Source organism: Actinoplanes solisilvae (genome assembly GCF_003999975.1).
Lineage (GTDB): Bacteria > Actinomycetota > Actinomycetes > Mycobacteriales > Micromonosporaceae > Actinoplanes > Actinoplanes solisilvae.
The window spans coordinates 1260556-1280025 of the sequence record NZ_RJAC01000001.1; the positions used below are offsets into that span (position 1 = coordinate 1260556).

19 protein-coding genes and 1 pseudogene are annotated in these 19470 nt (G+C 67.9%); 9 read left to right on the forward strand and 11 right to left on the reverse strand.

What is annotated here, in order from left to right:
* Positions 1-60: 60 nt before the first annotated feature.
* The 5 genes from EER30_RS05980 to EER30_RS06000 form a co-directional block, all read right to left on the reverse strand.
* Entirely contained in the window at positions 61-1230 is a 1170-nt protein-coding gene (locus EER30_RS05980; protein ID WP_240669786.1) for a WD40 repeat domain-containing protein, read from the reverse strand.
* A 105-nt stretch (positions 1231-1335) separates the two neighbouring features.
* On the reverse strand, positions 1336-2673 hold the full coding sequence (locus tag EER30_RS05985) for a hypothetical protein (RefSeq protein WP_240669788.1): 1338 nt from the start codon (positions 2671-2673) through the stop codon (positions 1336-1338).
* 285 nt (positions 2674-2958) lie between these two features.
* Positions 2959-4545 carry a hypothetical protein gene (locus EER30_RS05990; protein ID WP_127498955.1) on the reverse strand — a complete coding sequence of 529 codons (1587 nt, stop codon included), beginning with the start codon at positions 4543-4545 and terminating at the stop codon, positions 2959-2961.
* A gap of 145 nt (positions 4546-4690) precedes the next feature.
* Positions 4691-5242 (reverse strand): SigE family RNA polymerase sigma factor, encoded by a 552-nt coding sequence (locus tag EER30_RS05995; RefSeq protein WP_127498957.1) that lies wholly within the window; start codon positions 5240-5242, stop codon positions 4691-4693.
* Positions 5239-5835, reverse strand: a complete 597-nt coding sequence (locus EER30_RS06000) for a permease-like cell division protein FtsX (protein WP_127498959.1) — start codon at positions 5833-5835, stop codon at positions 5239-5241. The genes EER30_RS05995 and EER30_RS06000 overlap by 4 nt, the downstream gene beginning before the upstream one ends.
* Before the next feature lie 200 nt (positions 5836-6035).
* Between EER30_RS06000 and EER30_RS06005 the strand changes: the two genes are divergently transcribed.
* Together EER30_RS06005 and EER30_RS06010 are read left to right on the forward strand one after the other, a co-directional pair.
* Complete coding sequence (locus EER30_RS06005) at positions 6036-6368, forward strand: PadR family transcriptional regulator (protein WP_127499428.1); 333 nt, start codon at positions 6036-6038, stop codon at positions 6366-6368.
* Between the two features lie 27 nt (positions 6369-6395).
* Positions 6396-7469 carry a hypothetical protein gene (locus tag EER30_RS06010; protein WP_127498961.1) on the forward strand — a complete coding sequence of 358 codons (1074 nt, stop codon included), beginning with the start codon at positions 6396-6398 and terminating at the stop codon, positions 7467-7469.
* A gap of 67 nt (positions 7470-7536) precedes the next feature.
* Here the strand turns inward: EER30_RS06010 and EER30_RS06015 are convergent, their stop codons facing one another.
* From EER30_RS06015 to EER30_RS06030, 4 genes are all read right to left on the reverse strand, one after another.
* Positions 7537-8139: a DUF6346 domain-containing protein gene (locus EER30_RS06015; RefSeq protein WP_127498963.1), complete on the reverse strand. Its 603-nt coding sequence runs from the start codon at positions 8137-8139 to the stop codon at positions 7537-7539.
* Between the two features lie 13 nt (positions 8140-8152).
* Entirely contained in the window at positions 8153-9187 is a 1035-nt protein-coding gene (locus EER30_RS06020; RefSeq protein ID WP_127498965.1) for a hypothetical protein, read from the reverse strand.
* Positions 9184-9489: a type VII secretion target gene (locus EER30_RS06025; RefSeq protein ID WP_127498967.1), complete on the reverse strand. Its 306-nt coding sequence runs from the start codon at positions 9487-9489 to the stop codon at positions 9184-9186. Before EER30_RS06025 ends, EER30_RS06020 begins: the two co-directional genes overlap by 4 nt.
* 73 nt (positions 9490-9562) lie before the next feature.
* The gene (locus tag EER30_RS06030) at positions 9563-9946 is read right to left on the reverse strand and encodes a YbaB/EbfC family nucleoid-associated protein (RefSeq protein ID WP_164842232.1); all 384 of its coding nucleotides are present in this window, start codon (positions 9944-9946) and stop codon (positions 9563-9565) included.
* A gap of 631 nt (positions 9947-10577) precedes the next feature.
* Between EER30_RS06030 and EER30_RS06035 the strand changes: the two genes are divergently transcribed.
* From EER30_RS06035 to EER30_RS06050, 5 genes are all read left to right on the forward strand, one after another.
* Positions 10578-10922 (forward strand): response regulator, encoded by a 345-nt coding sequence (locus EER30_RS06035; RefSeq protein ID WP_240669790.1) that lies wholly within the window; start codon positions 10578-10580, stop codon positions 10920-10922.
* Positions 10923-10927: 5 nt separating this feature from the next.
* Positions 10928-12358, forward strand: coding sequence for a DUF7125 family protein (locus EER30_RS06040; protein WP_205650109.1), 1431 nt, complete (start codon positions 10928-10930; stop codon positions 12356-12358).
* A 343-nt stretch (positions 12359-12701) separates the two neighbouring features.
* On the forward strand, positions 12702-13115 hold the full coding sequence (locus EER30_RS06045) for a GAF domain-containing protein (RefSeq protein WP_127498974.1): 414 nt from the start codon (positions 12702-12704) through the stop codon (positions 13113-13115).
* 36 nt (positions 13116-13151) lie between these two features.
* Positions 13152-13274 carry a hypothetical protein gene (locus EER30_RS49360; protein WP_255436448.1) on the forward strand — a complete coding sequence of 41 codons (123 nt, stop codon included), beginning with the start codon at positions 13152-13154 and terminating at the stop codon, positions 13272-13274.
* A gap of 419 nt (positions 13275-13693) precedes the next feature.
* Positions 13694-14113, forward strand: coding sequence for an STAS domain-containing protein (locus EER30_RS06050; RefSeq protein WP_164842233.1), 420 nt, complete (start codon positions 13694-13696; stop codon positions 14111-14113).
* A gap of 200 nt (positions 14114-14313) precedes the next feature.
* Here the strand turns inward: EER30_RS06050 and EER30_RS48450 are convergent, their stop codons facing one another.
* Positions 14314-14553 (reverse strand): RidA family protein, encoded by a 240-nt coding sequence (locus EER30_RS48450; protein WP_164842234.1) that lies wholly within the window; start codon positions 14551-14553, stop codon positions 14314-14316.
* Between EER30_RS48450 and EER30_RS48455 the strand changes: the two are divergent.
* Together EER30_RS48455 and EER30_RS06060 are read left to right on the forward strand one after the other, a co-directional pair.
* Positions 14539-14886: pseudogene (locus tag EER30_RS48455) on the forward strand (MmyB family transcriptional regulator); the annotation flags it as partial. The gene EER30_RS48450 and the pseudogene EER30_RS48455 sit on opposite strands and share 15 nt — an antisense overlap.
* A gap of 261 nt (positions 14887-15147) precedes the next feature.
* Positions 15148-15375 (forward strand): hypothetical protein, encoded by a 228-nt coding sequence (locus tag EER30_RS06060; protein WP_240669792.1) that lies wholly within the window; start codon positions 15148-15150, stop codon positions 15373-15375.
* Between the two features lie 1329 nt (positions 15376-16704).
* Here the strand turns inward: EER30_RS06060 and EER30_RS06070 are convergent.
* Entirely contained in the window at positions 16705-19428 is a 2724-nt protein-coding gene (locus EER30_RS06070) for a hypothetical protein (protein ID WP_127498981.1), read from the reverse strand.
* Positions 19429-19470: the final 42 nt, after the last annotated feature.

The window sequence follows — 19470 nt, forward strand, 5'->3', positions numbered from 1 at the left end:
CTCGCATTCAGTAAAAGGACCCGAGCCACGTTTCGCAGCTCGGGCCCGTTCAAAAGGCGATCAGACGGGCTTCTTGGCGGCAACGCGCCACAGCCGCACCTTGTTGTCCGCACCCGCGGTGATCAGGCGTTTGCCGTTCGGGCTGATCCGCAATGCCCAGACCGGCCCGGTGTGGCCGGCCAGCGGCGCCCGCTTGAGAGTTCCGGTAGTCGGGTTCCACAGCCGTACGGTCCCGTCGTCGCCGCCCGTGGCCAGCAGCCTTCCGCCCGGACCGAAGCGCATGGCGCGTACCGGACCGGTGTGACCGGCGAGGGGCGCGGTGATCTGCTGACGGGTCACCGTGTTCCAGATCTGTACGGTGTGATCACCGCCGGACGAGGTGGCCAGAAGCTTGCGGCCGGGGCTGAACGTGAGGGCGTAAACGGGCCCCGAACTGCTGATGAGCGGCTCGCCCGAGGGTTCCGCGGTGGCCGCGTCCCACAGCCGTACGACGTTGCCACCACCGGAGGCCGCCAGCAGCTTGCCGTCAGGGCTGAAGCTCGTCGCGTACACCGGTCCGGGGCTCACGGTCAGCGCCTCGCCGATCGCTCGGCCGGTGGCGGCCTGCCACAGCCGTACGGTGTTGTCGCCGGCGGCGGCCGCGACGCGCTTGCCGTTCTGACTGAACGCGACCGTCCGTACGGCGCTGGTGTGACCGGTCAGCGTGCCCGTCAACTGCCCGGTGGCGGGATCCCACAACCGAACCGTGCCGTCGTCGCCCGCGGTGGCCAGTTCGCCGGTCGAGCTGTAGGCCAGCGAGCGCACTGGCCCGACGTGCCCGGTCAGCGGCGGCACGGCCCTGACCCCGGTGGCGGGATCCCACAGCGAGACGCCGCGATTCCCGGCCACGGCCAGCTGCTTGCCGTCGGAGCTGAACGCGATGGCGTTGATGACCCCGGTGTTCTGGGCGAGCGGCGGGCCGGACCGGCGCCCGGTCGTGATGTTCCACTGGCGCACGGCCCCGTTGCTGACGGTGGCGAACACCTTCCCGTCCGGACGCACGGTGAGGAGCCCGGCCGTGCCCGGCACGACGGTGCGGGGGGCTGCGGCGAGCTCCGGGTTCATGGCCAGCGCGGGCTGCGGGTCGACGTGCGCCGCGGCTGGCGCGAGCAGCCCGATCAGGGCCACGGCGACAAACCAGCCGGCACGGCGCGGGCGAGCCCCGACCGTAATGTCACTTTTGGTAGTCACTCCGGCACCGTAACTACGCCGTCCGCCCGCTGTTCACCGAGTTGGCGGGGTTCATCCAGCCGGGTTGCGCCCGCCCCGGCTGGATGAACCCCGGACGCGCCCGGATCATCGCGCGGGCGGCCGCAGCAACTCGGAGCTGTCCTCGCATTCGGCGACCGCCTGCCGCACCTCGGCGATGCGAGCCAGCGCCTCCTTCTCCGGCAGCTGACGAAGCCCCTGCCACAGACGCACGGCGAGCCGGTTGAGTTCGGGGCCCTCGCCGGTCACGCCCGGCATCACCCCGACGTCGGAGACCGGCGGACGGCCCAGCAGGTAGTAGGCGGCAGCGCGCTCGACCGCCGAGTTCCTGTTGTCGCACGACCCGCGCCGGGTGACGCCCAGCGAGCCGACGATCCGCGGCACAACCGAGGCGGGGTGGGCCAGGTGACCGCGCTTGTCCACGGTGACGGCGAGCAGGACGACGCCCGTTTCCGACGGCCCCTCCCCGGAGCCGTATTGCCTGATGTCCTCGTGCACCTCGGCCGGAGTGCCCGGCAGCCGGGAGAGGATGGCGAGACCTTCCCGGGCGAGCGGGGTCAGCTCCTCGAGCACGCCGCGGGTGACCCGGCTGACGCACACTTTGGGGGCGTCGTCGGTGCAGACCAGTGCGGCCGCCGACGGATCGATCGGCGCCTCGGTGACGGCCTCGGCGCGGGGGACGATCACGACGGCCAGGCCCAGCCCGACCAGGGCCGGCAACACGGCGGCGACCAGCCATCGCCGCTCCGCGATCAGCAGCACGGCACCGGTGAGCGCGAGGCCGGCCATCCACATCGAGAACGCGACGCTGACCCGGCCGTCGATCGTCTGGTACGCGTAGAACTGCAGGCTGCCGTACATCGGGGACAGCACCGCGGCCAACCAGAACGGCCGGACGAACGCGCCGAACACGACCAGCAGAACACCGAGGACAGCGAGCACGGGAGCGGTCACCGCCGCGGGCAGCAGCCGCCCGAGACCCAGCCCCAGCCAGGCCGCGCCGGCCAGGGACAACGCTCCCGCCGCCGTGATGCCGAAGAATCCGGGCGGAAGATAGTGGAAGGGCGCGACGAAGGTGGTGCCGCCGACCGCGGTGACCAGCACATAGGCCGACCCGATCGCGAGGGCCGTCGCGCCGAGCAACGGCAGCATCCGGCGGGCCCGCGACCGTGGGGTCGCGCTGAAGAGCTCGCCCACTCGGGACTGGTGCTCGCGGCGGCCCTGCCAGGCGCCCGCGGCCAGGGCGATGGGCCACAGGAAGATCGTGTACTCACGCATGCTCAAGGCCAGTGAGAGCCAGCCGCTCGACCAGCGCCCCGGTGCGACGTAGAGCGCGACAACTCCCACGACGAGGACGAGCAGCGCGGCGCCCAGGGCAGCCGAGCGCCTCAACTCGATGCCGAGGATGCTCACAGCGGTTCTCACACCGGTTAAGACGAAGCCGATGCCGCGATCGGGTTCACGCCACGTCATGAATGTCCGCGCGGCGTCGGCGACCGGTCCGATCGTCCCCCACCGCGCGGACGCAAGATTGAACGCTGGGCCTTGATCGACAAGGGGACCAAGAAATACGGCAAGACGTTCACGTTCCAGCTCCGCGCCTTCGGCAACCTCACCTACAGCCCGAAGCGCACCTATCGCCGCTGACCCGCACACGAACGGGCCTGAACCGCGTTCTCGCAGTTCAGGCCCTTTTCCGTACGGGTGGGGTCAACCGATGGCGTACGCCCGGATGATCGATGTCTCGCTGTAGGCGCCGCTGGTGTAGGTCGTCCGGGCCCGCAGCGAGACCGCGCCGGAGGCCGGGTTACGGACGATCGCCGTCCAGGTGCCGTTGATCTTCTTGACGGTCACCGCGCGCCAGGACCGGCCGTTGTCGGTGGACATCTTCGCCGTCACCGTCTTGATCGTCGGGTTGGCGCCCTTCTTGACGTCCGGGTTCAGGTTGGTCCGCTTGTGCCACAGCGAGACGTTCGTGAGCGCGCCCGCCTTGGCCTTGTTGTAGCGGTTCAGGTTGGCCGGCACCATCTGCACCGACATGACCTGAGCCAGGGTGTAGACGTTGGGCTTGGCCTGGAAGCGGTAGACGACCTCGGTCTTGGTGGAGAGCATCCCGGCCGGGAACGTGATCTCCGGGTAGTAGCGGGTCGCCGTGTTCTTCAGCGTGTACCAGCCGGCCTTCCTGACCTTGTACTCCAGGTAGGACATGTCGGGCTCCCACCCGTTGTCCTTCTTCACCGCGACGACCTTGCCGCCGAAGTTCAGCGTCGCCACGGCCTTGTCGCCGCCCTCGACGTTGTAGCCGTCGCGCCCGTAGTGCGGGTCGGCGAACATCTCGTTCAGGTTGAACGAGACCCGGCCGTTCAGCGTGGCCGGCACCTGCTCGCTCGGGCCCCACGCGCCGTTGTAGAAGCGCAGGAGGTACGACTTGCCGGCCGCGACCGTACGGTTCGGCATGTACCCGCCGATGTTCCAGGTCTGGCCGTTCTTGCTGGCCGCATACGCCTCCGCCCGGATGGACCAGGTGCCCGGCGAGAGCCGCACCTTCGAGTTCGTCGGGACGTCGCTGTCGAACAGGCCGGTGTAGAGGTTGCCGCCGCAGCCGCCCTGGGGCTGCACAGCCAGGCTGCTGGAGTTCGACCCGGACGGCCCACGGCGCGAGTCGACCGTGACCGTGGCGAGCGAGCTCCGGGCGAAGGTCCGGACCGGGTTGGCCGGCACGCTGCTCGTGCTGTGCAGCACCGCGAAGCTGTCGTTCACGCCGCTGCGGTCGGTCCACGACCCGAGCGCCGCGAACGCGATCTTGTTAGAGGTGGTCGGGATCGCGTACACCGTGGTGCCGCCCCACGCCGAGGCCTCGACGCTCGAGACCGCCTGGGTGCGCGAGCAGATCCGGGCGCTCAGGTTGTACTCGAAGCCCTTGGTGGGCGGGTTGAGCGCCAGCGAGATCCGCTTGCCGTGCCGTGCGTCGACGGTGAGTTTGGTGTTGCCGGACACCGTGACGGCCTTGCCGCTGAGCGTGGTCGTGGTGCCCTGGGTGATCGAGGTGAGCACCGCGTAGGTGCCCTTGGGCAGCTTTTTCGCCGTGCCGCTGCGGAGCTTGTATTCCGAGCTGGTCGACAGCTCGACCGCGGTCGCCGTAATCGTGACCTTGGCGCCGGAGCGGTTCAGCGTGGTCAGGGTGAGCGTGTTGGAGGCCGCCACGGCGGCGCCACCGGAGCCCAGAACGAGGGCCGGAATCACGGTGGAGACGACCAGTCCGCGGCCGAACCGCGCTGGTTTGAACGAAGAGAACATGCAGTCCCCATCGAAAGAAGTGAAGGAGGGTGCGGTGATCATGCCAGACCCGGCCGCCACCCATTGTCCCCTCTTTCCCGACGACGCAGCCGACCTCGCCGAGCCGATGCCGGGCCGGCAGATCAGCAGAGCCTGACGAGTCGGCCTACTGGTCCAGGAAGTCGTCGCCGAGCAGGGAACGCAGCCGAGCCAGCGCCCGGGCGTCGCGCATCTTGACCGCCGAGACGGAGATGCCCAGGATCGTGGCCACCGTGTCGACGCTCTGGTCCTCGGCGTGACGCAGGACGAGGACGGCCCGGTCGTCGACGGTCAGGCGAGCCAGCGCGTCCACGAGCGTCAGGTGCAGTTCGAGGCCGCTGCCCCCGTCCGGATGCTCCGGCATCTCAGCCAGCACGATCTCCGACCCGCTGCGCCGCTTCTGCTGATCGAACACCAGGTTCATCAGCACGCGCCGGCTGTAGGCGTCCAGGTTCGTGCCCGTGCGGATCCGCTTCCAGACCGCGTACATCTTGGTGAAGGTCTGCTGGGTCAGGTCCTGAGCCAGATGCCAGTCCCGGCACATGAGGAAGGCGCTGCGCCGCAGCCGCGTGGCGGCCGACTCCACGAACTGCGTGAACTCCTCGTCCCGGGCCGCCTTCCCCGTTCTTGGCACACGGACGTCGTCGGCCGGCCGAGGCGTCGTCACGGTGTCCGTCACTGAACTCCTCCGACCGCGGCGCCGACCGGGCAGATACGGCCCAGGACGTCATGCACGCCGTCCTCCCCCAGGTAGTCCGATCGAAAGGAGGTGAATTGGGAGGCGTTCACGAGGCGCAGCCGAAACGACTCGGGCAGATCCTGAGGGCTGACCGCCGCCACGAAATCCGGGCTGTCCGCCCACAGCTCGCGGAACTTCTCGTACGCCGCCGAGCGGTCCTGGAAGAACACGGTCGCCACCCGCGGATCCTCATCCAGCGCCGACGCCAGCGCCGATCGCTCCCGCCCCGAAACATCGCCGTCCAGGAAGAGAGCCACATCGGTGGCGTCGCTCTCCACCGGGTTCACCGAGCATGACGGCGCCGCCAACGGCATCATCGCCGCCGCAACCGTCACCGGCGGCTCGGCATCCGACGGAAGACCGAGGCCGGCCATGACCCCCAGCACCGCGAGAACGCCACCCGCGGCCCCCGCCATCTTCCGACGTCGTCGCCGAATCCGACCACCCTGAACGATCGCCGTGAACGCCATCACTCCCGGGTCGACACCCGGATCGTCGTCAACCGCCCGATCAAACCTCTCGCGCAGATCCACAGCCCGTTCCTCTCGCTGCCCTGGTCACTTTCTCAGCAGACAGGACCGGCTGGACCCCCGATCCGGTCACACCCGTGCCGGCGAGCGCCACGGCCCGGTCACCGCTGACCGGTGTGCCGTGCAGGCTTGAGGGCGGATTTAGGCAGCATGAGCGGTATTTCCATAGAGCGATCAACTGTATATTGATCGCCGTGGCAGGTATGCAGCGACCGAGCTTCCTGATTCTGTCCGCGCTCGCGGTCGAACCGCTGCACGGCTACGCGGTGATCAAGGAAGTGACGCGGTTGTCCACCGGCACGGTTCGCCTCGCCGCCGGCACGCTGTACGCGGCACTCGACCGTCTGACCGACGAGGGCCTGATCGAGGTCGACCGCGAGGAGACCATCGACGGCCGACTCCGCCGCTACTACCGGCTCACCACCCCGGGTGCTTCCGCGCTGGCCGCCGAAGCCGCGCAGATGCGGCGCGACGCCCGGATGGTCACCGAACGCCTGCGCAGGGCAGGCCCGGCCGGTGCCCCCAAGCCCGCCTGACCGTCCATGACCATCGAAGGACACCCGATGCCCGACGACACCCACACCACGAACCTGGAACGCAGGTACCGTCGCTGGCTGTTCGCCTACCCGCGGGCATACCGCCGCCAGCGCGGCCCGGAAGTCCTCGCGACCCTGCTCGACGCCGCCGGTCCCGACCGGTCCCGGCCGTCCGCCCGCGAGGTCAGCCACCTGCTCCGGCACGGTCTCAGCCGGCGCGTCGCCGAGTTCGGGCGCCGGGCCGTCGTCGTCGCGGTGATCGCCGCCGTGCTCGGCGGCCTGAGTGGCATCGCGCTCGGTTCGTGGCTGGCGTGGCGCAGCGTGGACCCGATGACGCCGGACCGGGCCACCGCGACGACCCTGGCCCGCACGGTTCTGCCGGTCCCCGTCCAGGGCGAGGTCGACTACTACGGTCGGCACACCTTCTGGAATCCGAACAGCAACAACAGTCTGCGCGGCGGCACCGGGCTACGAGCCGGACGGGCCACTATCACCGGCGCCGTACCCCCACGGGCCGGCTTCCGGGAACTCGCCGCCGCCGTCCAGCAGCAGATGCGATCGCAGGGCTGGCAGGGCGTGCGAACCACCATCGAGGTGTACGGGTCACAGGACTCACCCTCGGCCCAGGCCGAGGTGACCGGCACCCGCGACGGGTATCTCGCCACGGTGCAGGTTTTCGCGGCCGATCAGGTCAACCCGTCCACGCTGCACCTCGATCTCATGTGGGCCGAGCCACCCGGCCACCTGCGCGACACCGTCCTCGGCGGGCTGGCCGGCGCCCTGCTCGCTGCCCTGCTCGGGCTCGTCACCGCGCAACGTATGAGCCGCCACCGCCCGGGCCGGCAACGGGTGTACTCGTGGCTGTGCCTCGCCACGCTGCTGATGCTCACCCCGGCCGGCCTGGGCAACATCCCCACCGGGACCGGCTCACTGCTCGCCAACACCCACCGCGACGGGACAGGCCCGTCGATCTACTGGGGCGGGTTCGTGTTCCTCGGCGCCCAGCCGCTGGCCATCCTCGCCCTCATACCGATCCTGGGCATCATCATCGGCTGCCTGTTGCCCCGAACTGCGGACGCTCGCACCACCCACATCGCGTAACGGACGCGAACCGGCCCATCGGGAACGAGCCAACCGGACGACCAAGGACGGTTTCCCAGGCCCGCACCTAGCCTCGTGGGCGGCGCATATCTTTGATCGTCTGCCGCGCGAAGAGGTAGACAGCACCGACGCACAGCACCGATAGCGCTCCGAACAGCACGGTCATTGCGGTCACCCAGCCGCGGGACGGGACCTCGGGGCGGGAGTAGCTGACGGCGCCTCGGGTTCCCTGGTTCTGGCCGATCTCGATTTTGTCGCCGGGTTTCTCGCCCTTGAAAAACCCGGGATCGTTGATCAGGAGGCGGGGGCCGGCGCCGTCGTTCCAGGTGATGCGCACTGTGCAGGCGTCGTAGTAGCCGAGGCCTTTCCAGGTGACCGGGCCGCGCTGTTCGCATTGCTCGACGGTCGCGGTGCCCTGGCGGTCGGCGTCGCCGAAGTCGGGGCCGGTGAACCGCCCGGCCGTCATGGCGAGCAGCGCGAAGACGGCCGCCAGGACGAGCAGGATCAGCACGCCGAGGGCGCTGCCCCAGGCGGTGCCGCGACGTTCGTCGACCGCCCGTGCCGGCTGGTCTTTCTCGCCGCGCGTACGGGTGACGTTGGTTTCGGCGTCGGCGAGCAGTTCGTCCATCCGGCGGCGTCGCTCGGCCTTGCGCTGATCGTCGTCTCTCATCGGTCAACCTCGCTCACAGCGGCAGTTCGATCGACGGCTTGGGTGGTTCGTCGTCGTGGATCTGCCCGGCGGTGGTGCTGCCATTCTGGATGCCGTTCAGCTTCAGCCCCTCGCGCAGGGCGTCGGCGGCGATCTGCGCTTTGGTGCCGTACGTGATCGCGTCGGCCTGGGACAGGGTCGTGTACGCGTGTTTGTAAGCATTCCACGGGCCTTCGCTGTCGGCGACGTAGCTGTCCGCGGCGTGCAGCTTGGAGGAGTTGAGGACCACCGAGCCGTAGGCGAGCTCCGAGGATGTGCTGTCCATCGACTTGGTGATCCGGCCGATCAGCGAGGCCATCGCGGGGAACTTGCTGCCCAGCGTGCCGATCGCTTCGGTGAGTTGTCGCAGCAGCCGTACGATCTTGGCGGTCACTTCGGCCACCATCAACGCGACCTCGGCGAGCACTTTCGGGATGGTCACCACCAGAAGCGCCTGCAACGCCTTGGAGATCGCGGCGCCGACCAGCTCGGCGACCAGGTCGCGGATGGTGTTACGGGCGACCCCCACGATCGAGCCGGCAACGAGGGTCGCCTCGGCCATCGCATCGGCGACATCGCCGAGCGCGAGGGTGCTGTCGGCCATTTGTGAGGCCTTCGCCCGGTAGGCGGTGACCGCCTCCGAACTCCAGTTCGCGGTCTTGGCCGTCACCTGGTCGGCGAAGTACTCCGCCGCCTCGTACGTCCGCTGCTGCAGGTTGCGCCAGGTCGCGGCGTGCCCTTCGATCTGCTTGGGGTCGCCGAGAAGCTTGTCCATCGGGTCGCGGAGGCAGTCGAGGTGTTCCATGAGCCAGCCGACACCGGCGGCGAACACCATCTGGAACGGGTCCATGATCGCGCCGAGTGCGCTGAGCCCGACCACTGCCATGTTGCCGAAGCCGGCCAGCTCGTTGCCGTCGGTGAAGCCGTCCTTCATGCCCATGGCGGCTTCGAGGATGCCCGCGCCTTCGTAGCCTTTGGTCGCGGACTCGCCCGCGATCAGGCTCGGCCGGGTGAACGCCGCGTCGGTCATCGCGTTTCCCTCAGCCGGACAGCCGCGTCGTTGTCGCTGCGCTCGAAGTCGGCCGCCATGCCGCGGACCTGGTCGGCCAGGCCGTTCAGGCCGTCGACCGCCTTGACGAATGCGGCGATCGCCTCGTCACCGTGCGGGTTGATGTAGTGATCGGCGATCAGCGCGCCGACGAAGTGGCCGTACGCGCTGCTGTTGATCCGGATGTACGACGCCGCCGCGCGCGCTTCGTCGAGCATCCGGGCCGCCTCGTCCACATCGCGGGCGTGCTGACGTACCTCGGCCGGCGGGATCTCGATTCCCATCAGCGCGTCCGTGTCTTCGTCGGGCTGCGATGGGCGCGCCGAGCCTCGGCATGGAGGCTGACGTCCGCCTGCGTCATCGTCGGTCACGCTCCTCATCCGGCTCGCCGAGCTCGGGGAACCGTTCGGCGTACGTCCCGCCGATGAACGAGGCCGTCTCCGACCCCGCGCCGTACAGGGTGTTAACCATCGCCTCGATGTCTTTCGCGAGCCGCGCCTGAGCCCGCCGGCTCGTCGCCAGAATGATCTCGCTCAGCTCGCCGGCCGACCGTCGCATGGCCTGATCGGTGAGCCGCAGCTCGGCCAGCCCGCCTGTGTGATCGACGGTCACCGTGACGTCGCCGCCGTGCGACTCGCTGGTCGCCCGCGCCTGCTGCAGGCGCTCACTCAGCTCGGTCGTCAACGACGACTGGTGCTGGACACGAGCGGCCCAGTCCTCAATGGCGTAGTCCGGATTCATCGACACGCTGCCCCCGCTACCGACATCCTGGCGCACGAGCTTAGGCGAAATAGACGATGATCGGTGTCCTCGAACATATTCACGGCGTGCGGCAGTAACGCGGATGCGGACCTCGACCGGCGCCATACCCAACCACACGGCTCACCGAGGTAATGGGTTCAGCGTCGGCGACGTGGTGGCGGCACGCTGCCACCCAACAATGTGGCTGCGGTACTGGCTGTCGACCCGCACCCGGGATCCGTCCGGCCACCCGGCTGGCCTACACCCGTGACCTCGCTGCGGGCAGTGTTCAGTGAACCAACCAAATCTTCCACGAACGAGACTTCAACGACGTTGGGTGTGTCGGCGTCAGCGTTGGCGTACAGCAGCTCGAGTTGAGCTTCCCTCGTTTCGCGATCTGGCGAAGTGGCTTGACTACGGCCTGGCAACTATCAGCAACTCGCCCCATATTGGGGATAAAGCTGTAGAATTATTTCGTCGTGTGGTGGTTCGGGGGGCAATAGGGCTTCCTGGCCGCTTGCTGCCCATCCCTAGACCCCGGTGGGCTGAGGCGTCCGGTCAACCAATCGGTTGACGCCGGTGGCCCAGTCACGTTCAAGGTGAGGGTGGGGTCTCGTTGTTCAGGGTCTTGGTGGTCGATGACGAGCCGGACCTGCGCTACCTCCTGCGGCGGGTCTTCGAGCGGGCCGGTTATGAGGTGGCGGAGTGCGGTAACGGCGCGACGGCGTTGGAGGCCGCGCTTCGATCGCCACCGGATCTGGTGGTGACCGACATGATGATGCCGGTAATGGGCGGGGCTGAACTCGTCCGCCGGCTACGCGCCGACGCGGTCACCGCGCAGATACCGATCCTCGCCGTGACCGGCGACGCGCACCTGGCCGGTGGCGCCGACGCGGTACTGGCCAAACCTTGGACATCGCAACTGCTGTTGACTACGGCGACCGCGCTCATGGCACAGAAGGCGGACCGAACGTGAAACGAATGGCAACCGGTGTTCCCGGACTTGATGTCGTGCTCGGCGGTGGGCTCGAGCCCGGTTCGGTCACCGTGCTCGCCGGCGCCCCTGGGGCCGGCAAGACGATCCTGGCCCAGCAGATGTGCTTCGCCAACGCCACACCGGAACACAAGGCCGTCTACTACACGACCCTGTCGGAGCCACATTCCAAACTGGTCCGCCATCTGGACCCGTTCGACTTCTTCGCCCCCCAAGCGTTAGGCCCAGAGGTGGAATACCTACACCTGGGCGATCTCATCCGCGACGACCGGCCCGGCCGGATGGGACCACTGGTCGACGAGGTCGCACGCAAGACCATGGACGAACATCCCGTCCTGGTGGTGATCGACAGCGCGAAGGCGATGCGGGACTTCACCGGCGAACGCGAACTACGGATGGCGTTCTACGACCTGACCAGCAGGATGGCTCACGCCGACGCCGCGCTTCTTCTGCTCGGCGAGTACACCCCGGCCGAGATGGCCGCAGGGGTTGAATTCTCCCTGGCCGACACGATCATCCACCTCGCATACGAACCCCGCGAACCGATCGACCGGCGCTGGCTGCGGGTCGTGAAAATGCGCGGCAGCCACCACCTCGAAGGCAAACACACCTTCCGCATCAGCGCATGCGGGTTCGAGGTGTTCCCCCGCATCGAAACCCTCGACACCGGGCCGGCGCAAGAGGTCACCGGCCGGATCCCCAGCGGGATCCCCGGCCTCGACGACCTCATGGGCGGCGGGATCGGAGCCGGCGAGGCCACCGTCATCCTCGGGCCGTCCGGAATCGGCAAGACCATCGCCGGGCTCCGGTTCGTCGCCGAAGGCATCAGCAAGAACGAACGCTGCCTCTACGTCACCTTCCAGGACACCGCCGACCAACTCGTCAAAATGGCCGCCACCTTCGGCTGGGAGCTCGGCGCCGCCCGCGACAAGGGACACCTCGTCGTGCACCACGTTCCGCTCGGAGAACTCGACCTGGACCTGCTCGCCGAGCGCATCCGTCACGAACTCGCCCAAGGCGCGATCCACCGCGTCGTGATCGACAGCCTCGCCGAGATGGTCTTCGCCGCGCGCGAAACCGACCGGTTCCCCGCCTACGCCCGCAGCCTGACCGGGATCATCCGCGCCGTCGGCGCCACCCTGATCATCACCAGCGAAACTGCCGCCCTGGGACCCAGCCAAGAACCTATCGGCGGAGTCACGTTCCTGTTCCACAACGTGATACTGCTGCGCTACATCGAGATGAACTCTTCCACCGGCCGAGCGCTGAACATCGTGAAGATGCGCAACAGCGACCACAGCAAAGACGTGTACTGCTTCGCCATCGGCGCGGACGGTCTGACCATCGGCGGCCCCCTGGAATCAGTCACTGGGGTACTTGGCTGGAGCGCACTACGAACCCCTACCCCCGTCTCCTGAACCCGAACGAGCATCCATCGGATGCCGGACGTGGACAACGCAGTGGGCAGCCCAGTGGGAGATCCATGAGGAACTCGGTCCGGGCAGGGAGACCTGCGCGTAATCCGCTGCCGGTCGAGGCCCGTCGCAGGCAGACCTCGCCCCGCTTACCAGCGCCGCGTCGATCTTGACCGTCGCCCTCGCGATGCGGAACACGAGGTCTTAGCCAATGGCCGACGAACACTCTGCGGCGCGGCGATCAAGTCCTTTCCCCAGCCATCCCGGACCCTCGGATCGGGTATGGGACCTGGTCAGCGCGTACGGTCCTGAGCCGGTCGGCTTGTGTCGGGTCATTGGCAGGACAGTGCCCGGCATCGACGGGATCGGCTTGTCAGCCGGCAGCCGGGCGTCGGGCCCGCTGCTCCGGTTCGCCAGTGACGACGCCGGCTTCCTGATCGAAGACCTCCAGCTCGCCCTCAACGAAGACCCATGCCGGGACGCCGCCGCCACGCGGCGGCCCGTGCTGCCCGCTGACTTGGCGACCAGATCCTGGCGGCAGCGGTGGCCGCGGTTCACCAAGGCCGCCCTGAAGGCCGGGATACGGGCGGTCGCTGCACTGCCGTTGCACGCCGGCGGAGTCCGCCACGACGGGGCAGTGGACCTGTATCGCCGTTGCCCGGGCGCGTTGGACGGCACCCAACGGACGGCGGCGTCAATCTTCGCCGCAGCGGCCGCGGAGCTGCTCACCCTGGACGAGCTGCGGGCAGGTCCAAGCTAACTGTGCCGGCCACGGCCTGACAGGCGATGACCTGGGTTGTGGCTCATCAGGCGGCTATGCACCAGTTGCAAGATGACCACCGACGCCACCGGCACCCGCCTGCTGCTCGGCTACCGCCTCGACCATCGCACCGTCACCAGCACAATGCCGGACCTCTGAGGCGCTGGACAACAAGGTTTCAGGTGTCGGTAGCGGGCAAACCGTCGGGAATCACGATGATCATGTCTATAGGGGCGACGAGTTCCGGGTGCGGGACGCCGACGGGCTACGCGACACCATCACTCGCTGGGGTGAATCACACTTATCCCGCTGACCAGGACCCGCACGCACGACAGCACACGACATCAGCCGCGTGAAGGGAGAATGATCTCGGTATCGCCTGGCCACGCCGCTCGGCTCTGTTACGGGCGACCGCCGCGGACCGGGCCGTAAGAACAGAATCTCCAGGCATCAAGCCGCCGGGCCCCGAATCAACAAGCCGGTCCAGGCCGCGACCCCCCGTAGAATACAAGGTGCGGTTCTCTTAACGAACCGTTGCCCCGGACCCCGGCATGCTACAAGCCAACCAAGGCGTAACCATGGCCCCGGATTCCGATGGCGCCACCCCAATCCGCGAAGCGGACCTCGGCCTCGCCGAGTTCGCCTTCCTCGTGAACACAGCCCCACCCTTCACCATTTCCACCACCCAGCAGCCCTGCGGCACTCTCACCGTCACGGTGGCCGGAGAACTCGACTACGGCACTGCGTCCACCTTGTACCGGCAGATCTGCGAGCTCCTCCACGGCCAACAGGGCGGCGGATTAGAACTGGACTTCTCCCGTCTCGCCTTCTGTGACCTGGCCGGATGGCGTGCCATCCACGCGGTGGCGGAAACCGCCACGAAAAGGCGGTACCGCACTTTCATCACAGCAGGGGCACCATGCCTCGACACGGTGCTGGAGCTATGCGCCATTCCTGAGTTCCTGGGCTACACGCCGCCGCAGAAGCCGTTATCGTGATTCCAGCACTTGGCAGTCCACTGCCGGCGCACTGCAGGCTCAACGCGATCCGCCGCGGCGACCCTGCCGGGTGAATAAATCGATGGCGAAGGACAGGCTAACAACCGGCGGGCTGAAACCGTCTATCCTTTCATTTCAAAGGGCGCTTACTATCTCCCGAGCCCCATTAACCGCGCCTTCATCGGTGAATCGATCGAGGCTCAGATGGCGGCGACGATGTCTACTTCGACGAGGAACTCTGGCGCATAGAGGGCGGCGACGCCCACGATAGTTTGCGCCGGTGGTGGCGTCGTGCTCCCCTGCCGGAGGGCTGCGATGATCGGCGCCACGACTTCCAGTCGGTAGTCGGCGATATAAATGACTTCCTTCACCACGCGCGACCGGTTGGTACCCGCAGCGGCAAGCGCTGTCTCGACGTTGTGGACGATCTGCTCGGCCACCTGCGCCTGGCGACCGGGAAGTACCCCGAGGACCCGCGCCTGGCTGCGCTGATTGGAGAGCTGGCAATGGGCAGCGAGCGCTTTCGGCGCCTGTGGGCCCGCGCGGACGTGCGCGCCCGAACACACGGGCGCAAAGACTTCCGGCACCCGCTAGTCGGAGAGATCGAGCTTCATCAGGAAAACTTTGCTATGACGGATGAATCGGGCATGGAGTTGCTCGTGCTTTCGGCGACTCCGGGCAGCCCGTCCGCGGACGCCCTGCAGCTCCTGGCCGGACTGGCTGCCGATGGAGGTGTGCGTCCACGGCAGGGCTTGCCAGAACGAACGGTGTGACTCGGATCGAGCGTTCACGTATTGGCGGCCAGCTGACCGCCTCGCGCCAGGTAGCCTCGCAGGGCGGGCTGACCGGCACCACTACCCTTGGACGCATGCCGAGGCTGGCCGCTCCCCCCGACACTTTCCCGGTGCCGAGCCGCCGACGTCGCCGGGTCATCGGGATGCTGGTCTGGACAGCGCTTTTCACCATCGGATCCGATGCCTTGTCGAGGCGACCCGCATCTCCACGAACGGCTGGCAGGCGACACCATGATCGACATGACTGCTGACGAGCATGCTGCACGCGCTGCCGAACTCACCGCCGAAGCTGAACGTCTCTACCAGATCTGCCTGGTCGACTATCACACGAACATCAACGAGGACGACCACTCTGACGAGCCGTACGTCCCCGGCGCCGACCTTGCGATGCTCACCGCCACCACACAACTCGCCCAGGTCCACGCGACTCTTGCCCTGCGGGGCCAAAGGACCATAAACGAGCGGTAAACGCCAGTTCAGCAGTCACCTGCCGAGGGGTCTGCGGCTGGCGACGGCCGTCGCAGCCTCGCTGGTACGGTGCGGCGGCGTTGAGGTCACGTGCCTGACAGCTCCTGTGCCGGAAGCATCTGATCCAAAGCCGCCGCGCTGAAACGGTCGCCGACATCCGATCACCATCGATCACCACGCGATCGTCGCCGACGCCGCTGCACGAGATCGATCTTCATCGCACCCGTCGGGAACCGGCCGCTGATCCGTTACGCCGAGCAATGTCCTTATCCGGGCTTACGGCCACGCATACCTCGGCAAGTGCTTACATCGTCGGCCAGGCCGATCAACCCGAACTACGCCACCACCCGGTTCCGCAAACTCGCCGACCGCGCCGGGCTGCCGCCAGTACGGCTGCACGACCTGCGCCCCGGCACCGCGTCGCTCGCCCACGGAGGCCGGCGCCGACCTCAAGACCCTGCAAGACCTGCTCGGGCACTCCAGCATCGTGCTCACCGCCGACACCTCACCAGCGTCCTGCCCGGCGCGCAACGCCGCTGCGCCGACGCCACCGCCGCCCTGATGCCGGCTGCCGACCGGCACACCCGCCAGCGGATCAAACAGAAGGCAGCGAAGAACCGGCCCGCCGGACGCGACGAAAACAAACCACCCCGGCCGACAGGCACGATCAGAAGAGGCGCAGCCGCAGGTCACGGGGCCGTAAACACCCCGCACCGTCACGGAAAGTGACGGTACCGATGTGCCCCTACCCGCCACCCAACCTCCACAAAGGTCAGAAACGCGAAAGGCCCGAACCGCGTTTCCGCAGCTCAGACCTTTCGACTTGCTGTGCGACCGAAGGGACTCGAACCCCTAACCTTCTGATCCGTAGGTGGTCACGAGTACGCTGCGTAGCTAGCGCGGCTCGAAGTCGGCTCATTGGCGTTTGTGCAGCTTAGAGTGCTTCCACGTTTCCGCAGGTCCGGGCCGAGTGCTCGTATGACCGAGCCTGCTGGACGCTCGGCGACTGCTCGGGCCTTGCTGGTTTGGCCGCGCCTGTACGGAAACGGTCATCAACATCCGATCACCCACAGATCCCCCAGCAAGGCAATCACCCTGCGTATAAGACCTCCGCAACAGAGCCCGTCAGGGCGAAGTGCCCGAGCCCACGTAACCGACCGTCACCGGTGCAGCAGCCGCCGGGTTGACATGCGATCACCGGCGGATCACCCGCCCTCGGCACCGGCCGGTTGGCACGCTCGCGAGGATTCTTTTCCGGCTTCCCGGGGACGAGGCTGTGACCGCGATCCGCACCGGCCACAGCCGGTGCGGATCGGGCCAACGCGGTTTCTACTTTTGGACCGTGACGGTAGCGCTGGTCGCCTTGCCGTCTTCGTAGCCGGCCCGAACCGCGATCGTCGTGACGGCGATCTTCTTGCCCTTCATCGCGGTGGTGAGCTTCAGCGACGCCGTTGTAGTACTGAGCAGCGTGCCGTTCGCCCGCCACTCGTAGCGGTACGAGGTGGGTGTCGGCTTCCACGTTCCGGTCGACGCCTTCAGCGTGCTGCCGGCCGTCGCCGTACCGGTGATCTTCGGAAGAGCCGTGTTCACCACGGCGGGGCCCTTGACGATCGCAGCCGTGGCGGCGGACTTGGCCGTTGCCCGAAGGTAGCCGGGCTTGGTCGCGGTGACCGAGACCGACAACTTCTTGCCGAGGTCGGCCGGCTTGACCACGTAGGACGAACTGGTAGCCCCACTGATCGTCGTGCTTCCGGCCGTCCACTGGTAGGTATAGGCCGAGGCAGCCGGCTGGAACGTGCCGGTCGAGGACTTGAGCGTCGAGCCGACCGCTGCCGTGCCGGTGATCGCGGGCGCGGTCACCACCTTGAGAGGCGCCTGCTGGTTGGCGATGGTGAACGCGTTCGCCAGCGTGACCGGAGAGTTGTAGCCGTCGGGCTGCACGTCCAGCGAGGCCGGTCCGGTGGCCGCCCCGGTCAGGTCGTACTCGGCGGTCAGCGTCTTGCGGTCGGCCGAGATCGCGGTGATCGTGCCGCTCACGTAGCTGCCGTCGGACGTGTGCACCGCGGTGTAGTTGGCCTTCTGGAAACCGGAGCCGGTGACCGTGAGCGTGCGCACTCCACCGGGCATGACCGTGCCGGGCGACACCGACGTCACGGTGACCGGGTCGGCCGCGACGGTGAAGTCGTAGTAGGTCTCGGATGATCTGGTGCCGTTCGAGGTCACGCTGGTCACGTGCAGCGAGTAGGACCCGGAGGTCTCCGGCGTCCACGGCGCGGTGGTGGCGGTGCCGTCCGCGCCGATCGGAACCTCGACCTGGGACCGGTCGGTGCCGTCGATCGAGTAGACGAACGTGGCCGCCCCGGCCTGCTGCGCCTTGAACGTGAAGGTGCCCGCCGTCATGTGGCCGGAGCCGCTCGCCGGGAAGTCGGCCGAGGTGACCGCCGGCCCGTCGGTGACCGACCAAGTAGTGCTGCCCTCATCGGTGTGCACACCAGCGGCGTTGCGAGCGACGACAGTGACGTAGGTGTACTGCGCCTTGGTGGGCGTGAATTGGAATGTCGCGGTGCCGTCCGCGGCCGCCGGCACGATCTGCTTGGTCGCGTCGTCGTGGTTGAGGACTGCCTCGTACTCCTTGACGTTCGCCATCTCGGTGCGCACGGTGATCGTCGCGGTGGTGCCGACGATCGTGCCGCCGGTGCGGGCGACCCTGGGCGCGGCGCCCCAAATGCTGGTCGGCAGCCAGCGCGCCTCCGACAACATGCCGTCGGCGCTGCGGGCCTGCACCCGGATGCCGTTCGTGTTCTGGGTGGTGTTGTCGGCCACCCAGGTCAGGTCGGCCGCCCCAGCCGCGTCGGCCGGGATCGTCACCTTCTCTGACCCGTGCCCGCTGTGGTCCTCGTTCCAATAGACGTACGCGGTGACGTCACCGGTCCTCGGCTCGAGGTGGAACTTCAGCGAGGAGCCGATGATCACGGCCTGGTTGAGGTCGCCGGTGACCTTCGGCGCGTTGTCCACGTAGAACCGGTAGGCCCGCTCCGGGTGCGGCGCGCTGTCGCGGGCGACATTGCGCACGTACAGCGTTTGATAGCCGGCCTTGGCCGGGGCGATCATCACCGCGGCCTTGCCCTCGGCATCGGCGTCGGCCGTGCCGGAGGGGCCGTCCTGGTCGATGTGCCAGACGAAGGACGATGTGTCCGGAACGTTCGAGGTGAATTCGAACTCGCCGGGCACGCCGACGTTGTATTTCAGATCGCCGTCGCCAGCGTATTCGCGGTAGGCCGAGGAGAAGACCGAAGGCCGGGTCTCGCGCACGTAGAAAGTGTGGTCCCGCCGATCCGAGTAGTTACCGGCGCGGTCGATCGCATAGACCGTCAGCGAGTTGTAGCTTGCGGCGCGCGGCGCCCAGCTGATCGTCGTCGGCGCGCCGACCTCCGGCGCCTCGATGGTCTGCTCCGGCTCGGAGGTGTTGTCGGCATAGAAGACGTACTTGTAGCTGACCACGTCGTCGTCGGCCGCGGTGAACGTGAACGAGCCCGGCGTGCCGATCTCGCCGGACGCGTGATCCCAGTCGCCCGACGGATACTCGGCGGAGGTGACGGCCGGCGCCGCGCCGCCGCTACGGTCGACCGTGTAATAGCAGGTGGCGCTCCACGGCGACGACTTCGAGCCGTCTACCAGCCGCACCTTCCAGCCATAGGTGACGCCGTCCAGCTGCCGCGACGGGTCCTCGAGCTGGACGAGCAGGTGACCGTCGGACGCCCCGCCCCGGTCGCTCCAGTCCTGTGGCTCGTCCGGCTTGGCGACGTCCCAAACCTGGAAGTCGGCGGTGGAGTCGTCGCTCCACACCGAGGCGTCGTATTCGCCACGAAGCAGGACGGCTTGGGCATCGTTGAGCCGGTCGGGGCTCAGGTAGGGCCCGGGCGCCGTGGTGACGCAGGCCTGACCGGCGGTGGTGAGGTCGGTCGGGCTGCCGTCGGCGGCGAGCGCCGGCGTGCCGCCGAGGCCTACCAACGCTCCACACCCGAGCATCGAAGTGAATAGCAGCGAAAACATGCGCCTATGGGCACGCACGCGTTCCCCCGTGATGGTCTCTGG